This window comes from Bacillus sp. FSL E2-0195 (assembly GCF_038003645.1).
Classification (GTDB): domain Bacteria; phylum Bacillota; class Bacilli; order Bacillales; family Bacillaceae_G; genus Bacillus_A; species Bacillus_A mycoides.
Genome location: NZ_JBBOPN010000001.1, coordinates 1 through 7,500, shown reverse-complemented (window position 1 = coordinate 7,500; position 7,500 = coordinate 1). Strand labels below are relative to the sequence as shown.

Genomic DNA, 7,500 nt, shown 5'->3' with positions numbered 1-7,500 from the left:
GTTAAACGTTGCAAACGCATATCTAAAATCGCTTGCGCTTGTTTCTCACTTAAGCCGAAACGTTCCATTAAACCTTGTTTTGCAATATCAGCTGTTTTTGAACTACGGATTAAAGTAATAACTTCATCAAGATGATCTAAAGCAATTCGTAAGCCTTCTAAAATATGAGCACGCGCTTCTGCTTTCTCTAATTCATAAGCAGTACGTCTACGAATCACTACCTTTTGATGCTCTAAATAATAATATAGATTTTGTTTTAAATTTAAGACTTGTGGCTCTCCATTTACAAGAGACAACATATTAATACCGAAGCTTGTTTGGAGTGCTGTATGTTTATATAGATTATTTAATAGTACATTGGCATTGGCATCACGACGTACTTCCATAACAATACGCATACCATTTCGATCTGATTCATCACGTAAATCTGTAATACCTTCAATTTTCTTATCACGAACTAGTTCTGCGATCTTTTCAATTAATCGCGCCTTATTAACTTGATAAGGTAGTTCTGTTACGATAATAGTTTGTTTACCATTTGCTTTCTCTTCAATTTCAACTTTAGCACGAAGTATAATAGAACCGCGACCTGTTTCGTAAGCTCTTCGAATTCCACTTCGCCCTAAGATTAAACCTGAAGTTGGGAAGTCTGGCCCAGGAATATATTCCATTAATTCCGCGATAGTGATATCAGGGTTATGACTTAATGCCAACACACCATCAATTACTTCTCCAAGTTGATGCGGTGGAATGTTTGTTGCCATACCAACCGCAATACCCGTCGTACCATTGACTAATAAGTTAGGGAAACGCGCTGGTAATACAACTGGCTCTCTTTCAGAACCATCGTAGTTATCTTGATAATCAATTGTATTCTTTGTAATATCGCGTATTAATTCCATAGAAATCTTAGACATTCTTGCTTCTGTATAACGCATTGCTGCCGCTGAATCTCCATCAACAGAACCGAAATTACCATGTCCATCAACAAGCATGTAACGTTGACTAAAATCTTGTGCCATACGTACCATTGTTTCATAAACAGCTGAATCACCGTGCGGGTGATACTTACCAATTACTTCGCCGACAATACGCGCCGACTTCTTATATGCTTTATCAGCTGTAATTCCTAAATCATTCATCGCATATAAAACCCTACGATGAACTGGTTTTAATCCATCACGAACATCTGGTAATGCACGAGACACGATAACACTCATTGCGTAATCTAAAAATGAGGTACGCATTTCATGACTAATATTAATTTCTCGAATTCGTGCTTGTTGTTGATTGTCTGACATCAACGAGCACCTCCTCTTACATTTCCGTTACACATACATTGATTTATATGTAGAAGACAGGAATACTTAGATTCCTGTCATTACTCACTTAAATATCAAGGTTTTTCACGTATTTTGCATTTTCTTGGATAAAGTTACGACGCGGCTCTACTTTATCACCCATCAAAATTTCAAATGTTTCATCCGCTTCAATTGCATCTTGAAGGGAAACTTGAAGTAACGAACGTACTTCTGGGTCCATTGTCGTCTCCCACAGCTGAGTTGGATTCATTTCCCCTAGACCTTTATAACGCTGAATCCCGGGCTTAGGTTGAGCTGGTAATTCAGCTAGTATTTTTTCAAGTTCTTTATTGTTATAAGCATATTGAATTTTTTTACCTTGTTGTACTTTAAACAACGGTGGCTGTGCGATATATATATATCCACACTCAATGATTTGACGCATATAACGATAGAAGAACGTTAATAATAGGGTACGAATATGTGCACCATCAACATCGGCATCTGTCATAATAATAACTTTATGATAGCGAGCTTTTTCAATAGCAAAATCCCCACCAATATTTGTACCAATTGCTGTAATAATTGTACGAACTTCATCGTTTGATAAAATCTTATCTAAACGTGCCTTTTCAACGTTAATAATTTTACCCTTCAGTGGTAAAATCGCTTGAAAATGACGATCGCGTCCTTGTTTTGCAGATCCGCCCGCAGAGTCACCCTCCACGATATAAATTTCGCTAATTGCTGGATCTTTAGAAGAACAATCAGCTAGCTTCCCTGGTAAACTTGAAACTTCTAGAGCACTCTTTCGGCGCGTTAGTTCACGAGCCTTTTTAGCCGCTACACGTGCACGCGCTGCCATAGTCCCTTTATCTATAATTTTACGTGCAACATTAGGGTTTTCTAGTAAGAACTTTTCAAACGCCTCTGAGAATACAGACTCTGTAATCGTTCTCGCTTCACTATTTCCAAGTTTCGTCTTTGTTTGTCCTTCAAATTGTGGATTTGGATGCTTAATTGACACGATTGCTGTTAAGCCTTCACGAACATCTTCACCAGTTAAATTACTATCCGCATCTTTTAAAATATTATTTTTACGACCATAATCGTTAATTACACGTGTTAGAGCAGTCTTAAAACCTACCTCATGTGTACCGCCTTCATACGTATGAATATTATTTGTAAATGAATAAATATGATTTGTATAGCCTTCGTTATATTGAAGAGCAACCTCAACCTGAATCCCATCTTTTGAACCGTCAACATATACAGGTTCTTCATGAATCGGTTGTTTTGAACGATTTAAATGTTCAACATATGATTTAATTCCACCTTCATAATGGAATTCTTTCTTTTGCTTATGTTCACGCTTATCTTCAATTGTTAATTTAATATTACGATTTAAAAATGCCAACTCACGCATACGAGTCGCTAATGTATCAAATTCGTATTCTGTCGTCTCTGTAAAAATTTCTGAATCTGGCTTAAAGCGTGTGATCGTTCCTGTACGATCAGTTTCACCTATTACTTTTAAATCCGCAGCCGGGACCCCGCGTTCATATTTTTGATAGTGTATTTTTCCATCTCGATGTACAAATACCTCTAATTCTGTTGATAAAGCATTTACAACAGATGCACCTACACCATGCAAACCACCAGAAACTTTATAACCACCACCGCCAAATTTACCACCGGCATGGAGTACCGTCATAATAACTTCTACAGCAGGACGTCCCATTTTTTCTTGTATACCAACAGGGATACCACGACCATCATCTGTTACAACAATACTATTATCTTCTTCAATACTGACATTAATTTCATCACAATATCCTGCTAAAGCTTCATCAATACTGTTATCAACAATTTCCCACACGAGGTGATGAAGACCTTTTCCACTTGTAGAACCAATATACATACCAGGACGCTTTCGAACTGCCTCCAGTCCTTCTAACACCTGAATCTGACTTTCATCATATGCATTTTCCTGCATTTGCTTTTGTTCCATTGACACAAAGATCACCTACTTTTCCATTTAAACAGAAATTATTTTCTGTCTATTTCACAATCTACCGTGCCGTTCGTTACATGAATTGTTTTCGCTTCTTTCAATGTTTCGTGTTCAATTCCCTCGACACTCGTCGTTGTCACAAAGGTTTGTACTTTTCCTTGAATTGTATTTAGCAGATGCGATTGACGATAATCATCTAATTCTGATAACACATCATCTAGTAAAAGAATTGGATATTCCTTAACCTCTGAGTATATCAATTCAATTTCAGCCAATTTTAGGGATAGTGCGGTTGTTCGTTGTTGTCCTTGTGAACCAAAGACTTGAACATTTTTACTATTAACGAAGAATTGTAAATCATCACGATGAGGACCAAGTAAAGTTGTACCCCGAAAAATTTCACGTTGTTTCACAGATTGAAAACTTTCATAGTATACTTCCTTTATTTTCGACAAATCCATTGATTCTGATACATCTACACTTGGTTTATAAACGATTTCTAACTCCTCTAATCCCCTGCTAATTCCGCGATGAATTGGAGCAGCCCATTCTTGTAGTAAATGCAAAAACTCAAAACGTTTTCGCAAAATTTTTGCACCATGCTCAATAAGTTGAAGTGTAAATACATCCAACATCGTTTCCTCATTTTTACTATTCCCTTGCATCTTCTTAAGTAAATGATTTCGTTGCGTGAGTACCTTTTGATATTGACTTAATTCATACAAATAGACCGGAGCTATTTGTCCAAGTTCCATATCCAAAAAGCGTCTTCGTACTTGAGGGCTTCCTTTTACAAGATTTAAATCTTCTGGGGCAAACATAACAACATTCATTTCACCAATATACTGGCTCAATTTTTGTTGTTCTAACTGATTTAACTTTGCCTTTTTACCTTTTTTTGAAATATTTAATTCTAAGGATACTGAACTATTTCGCCTTTGTAATCTACCTTTTATATTACCATAATCCTCATCCCAACGAATGAGTTCACGATCGTTCGAAGTTCTATGAGATTTCGCCATCGCCAATACATAAATAGCTTCCATCAGATTCGTTTTCCCTTGCGCATTTTCACCAATAATTACATTGACTTTATCCTCAAAGGAAAGCTCTAAATGCTCATAATTGCGATAGTTTTTTAATTGTATTTCTGTAATAAACAAAGGGATCCCCCTTTATGCCTGAACTTGGAAAGTTCCGCTTCCCGGAATTTCAACAATATCATTTGCATATAACTTTCGGCCTCTTCTATTTTCAAGTTCTTGATTCACGTATACTTCATATTCTTGTAAGAACCATTTCACAGCGCCACCTGTATCAATTACATCAGCTAACTTTAAAAATTGTCCTAGTGTAATGTATTCTGTTGAAATCTTAATAAGTTTCATAAAATCGCTCACTTTCTGAAAGTGTTCATTCTTTCATTGTACTAAATAAACTAGCATTAGGAAAGTAATACCCCACAAATCAAATAAGGGTCACTAGTACCTTTACACTAGCAACCCTTAATCCTTACTTAGTAAGTACGGACTGGTAAAATTAATTGGATAATGGAATTATCATTTACTGTGCGAATTAAAAACGGTCTCATTGCTCCAGTAAAACTAACTTTAATTTCTGTACTATCTAAAGCCTTTAATGCGTCCATCATATATTTTGCACTAAAAGATATTTTTAATTCTTCTCCATCTACATTTTCACATTGAACCTCTTCTACTACTTTTCCGATTTCTGGTGCATTCGAAGAAATCTCTAACATCTGTTGTTCTAATGTCGATAATTTAACAACGTTGTTACGACCATCTCTTGCTAACAGCGACGCACGATCAATCGCTTGTAAAAATTCTTTTGTATTTACAAATATATCAGTTTTACTTTCAGCTGGAATTAAACGCGTTGTATCTGGATAATTTCCTTCTAATAATCTTGAGAAGAATAATAAATGTTTTGTACGGAATAATACTTGATACTCCGTAATAACGATATCTACCATTTCTTCGGATTCATCTAGAATTTTACTTAATTCACTTAAGCTCTTACCAGGAATAACGACATTCGCTTGAAATTCATCGGCAATATTATACCCTTCGATTTTTGCTTTACGAAGTGCTAGTCTGTGACTATCTGTTGCAATGCAAGTTAGCTCGCTGTTATATACCTTCCAGTTTACACCTGTCAAGATCGGTCTTGTTTCAGAACTTGAAACTGCAAATACTGTTTGACGAATCATGTGCTTTAGTAAATCTGTTGGAATCTTAAATACATGATGTTCTTCGATTTGTGGTAATAACGGATATTCAGCAGCATCTAAACCATTTAAGTTGAACTCTGATTTTCCAGATTTTATTTTTGTCATAAAATGATTTTCCACAGAAATTTCGACAGTTTCTTTAGGTAATTTTTTTACGATCTCACTAAAATATTTTGCTTGTAAAATAATACTTCCTGATTGTTTAATTTCCACAATTTCTTTTCCAGCATCTTCGACTGGGATAAATGATTCGATAGAGATGTCTGCATCACTACCTGTTAAAGTAACTCCTTCTTCAGTTGCTACAACTTTAATCCCTGTAAGAATTGGAATTGTTGTACGAGAAGAAACTGCCTTCATTACATCTTGTACACTTCTTACAAGATAGTCTTTTTGTATTGTAAAACGCATAACGAAAAACCTCCGGTAAGTATAAGATTTTATTTATTTAATAAAGATAAAAAAGTAGTAGTAATAGTAATAGGGCTTGTGGATATGTGGATAACCCTGTTTAAAGATGTAAAAACAGTCTATCTACATGTGGATAGACTGTGCGTAAAATAAGCTAAGTTATTCACACTATTCAGCTACTACTATTTTAAAATATCCTTAACTTCTTCAACGTGTTTTTGTAATTGAGTATCCGTTTTTAATAGCTTCGAAATTTTTTCGTGAGCATGGATTACTGTTGTATGATCGCGGCCACCAAATTCTTCACCTATTTTTGGCAAAGATGAGTCCGTAAGTTCACGTGATAAATACATCGCAATTTGGCGAGGGAATGCAACGGATTTTGTCCGTTTTTTTGCTTTGAAATCTTCTAATTTTACTTGATAGACGCCCCCAACAGCCTTTTGAATATCAGAAATAGAAATAATTCTAGGTATAGAGTTTGGAATAATATTTTTAAGCGCTTCAGCCGCTAAATCAGCATTCATATCTTTATTAATTAAAGATGAATAAGCTACAACTCGAATAAGTGCACCCTCTAGTTCACGAATATTTGAATCGATTTGATTTGCGATATAAAGCATAACTTCATTTGGTATATCAAGACCTTCTGCTTTTGCTTTTTTACGTAAAATTGCGATTCTAGTTTCTAAATCTGGTGGCGTAATGTCCGTAATTAACCCCCATTCAAAGCGAGAACGAAGGCGATCTTCTAAAGTTGGGATTTCTTTTGGTGGTCTATCGCTTGAAATCACAATTTGTTTACTTTCTTCATGTAACGCATTAAATGTATGGAAAAACTCTTCCTGTGTTTGTTCTTTTCCAGCAAGAAATTGAATATCATCTATCAATAAGACATCTACATTACGATATTTATTACGAAAATCGACAGCTTTATTATCACGAATTGAATTAATAAATTCATTTGTAAATTTTTCAGATGATAAATATACAACTTTTGCATTTGGGTTGTGTTCAATTACATAATGCCCAATTGCGTGCATTAAATGTGTTTTTCCAAGTCCAACGCCCCCGTAAATAAAGAGCGGATTATAGGCTTTAGCTGGTGCTTCAGCTACAGCTAAAGAAGCAGCATGTGCAAAACGATTACCAGAGCCAATAACAAATGTATCAAATGTATATTTTGGGTTTAACATACTCTGTGGTAAGTGATTAGACTCATCATGTGCGTGTTTTTGCTTAACAGAAGGGAGATCTATATCCTCTTCTGCCTGACTTTGGGGAATGATAAAACGAATAGCTAGTTTTGCCCCTGTTAAATCATAAAGTGTTTCGGAGATTAGTTCCGAATAATGAGATTCTAGCCAGTCACGAGCGAATTCATTTGGAGCTGTAATAGTTAATACATCTTTTTTTAAGTTATGAGCAGTTGTTGATTTTAACCAGGTTTCATAACTTGGCTTGCTTACCTTTTTTTCTAATTCTTTTAAGGCACTATTCCATAAATCAGAGATATTTTCCAA

The 7,500-nt window shown here is 35.4% G+C and carries 6 protein-coding genes (1 of these 6 only partly in view); all 6 read right to left on the bottom strand.

Annotated elements, in window-relative coordinates:
• Positions 1 to 1,301 carry the 5' portion of a DNA gyrase subunit A gene (gene gyrA / locus MHH59_RS00030; protein ID WP_002016488.1) on the bottom strand. It extends 1,171 nt beyond the left edge of the window, so the window shows 1,301 of its 2,472 coding nt (coding positions 1-1,301); it begins with the start codon at positions 1,299 to 1,301; its stop codon lies beyond the left edge, outside the window.
• Between the two features lie 88 nt (positions 1,302 to 1,389).
• Positions 1,390 to 3,312 (bottom strand): DNA topoisomerase (ATP-hydrolyzing) subunit B, encoded by a 1,923-nt coding sequence (gene gyrB / locus MHH59_RS00025; protein WP_002034986.1) that lies wholly within the window; start codon positions 3,310 to 3,312, stop codon positions 1,390 to 1,392.
• A 38-nt stretch (positions 3,313 to 3,350) separates the two neighbouring features.
• Complete coding sequence (recF, locus tag MHH59_RS00020) at positions 3,351 to 4,478, bottom strand: DNA replication/repair protein RecF (protein ID WP_002016486.1); 1,128 nt, start codon at positions 4,476 to 4,478, stop codon at positions 3,351 to 3,353.
• A 12-nt stretch (positions 4,479 to 4,490) separates the two neighbouring features.
• The gene (gene yaaA, locus MHH59_RS00015; protein ID WP_002016484.1) at positions 4,491 to 4,703 is read right to left on the bottom strand and encodes a S4 domain-containing protein YaaA; all 213 of its coding nucleotides are present in this window, start codon (positions 4,701 to 4,703) and stop codon (positions 4,491 to 4,493) included.
• Positions 4,704 to 4,831: 128 nt separating this feature from the next.
• Positions 4,832 to 5,977 carry a DNA polymerase III subunit beta gene (gene dnaN, locus MHH59_RS00010; protein ID WP_002130198.1) on the bottom strand — a complete coding sequence of 382 codons (1,146 nt, stop codon included), beginning with the start codon at positions 5,975 to 5,977 and terminating at the stop codon, positions 4,832 to 4,834.
• 182 nt (positions 5,978 to 6,159) lie between these two features.
• A complete protein-coding gene (gene dnaA, locus MHH59_RS00005) occupies positions 6,160 to 7,500 on the bottom strand; it encodes a chromosomal replication initiator protein DnaA (protein WP_002016481.1) in 1,341 nt (446 codons plus the stop codon).

Excerpts from the sequence above, each read along its gene's own strand:
- gyrB (WP_002034986.1), bottom strand. The coding sequence starts at position 3,312 with ATGGAACAAAAGCAAATGCAGGAAAATGCATATGATGAAAGTCAGATT.
- yaaA (WP_002016484.1), bottom strand. The coding sequence starts at position 4,703 with ATGAAACTTATTAAGATTTCAACAGAATACATTACACTAGGACAATTT.
- dnaN (WP_002130198.1), bottom strand. The coding sequence starts at position 5,977 with ATGCGTTTTACAATACAAAAAGACTATCTTGTAAGAAGTGTACAAGAT.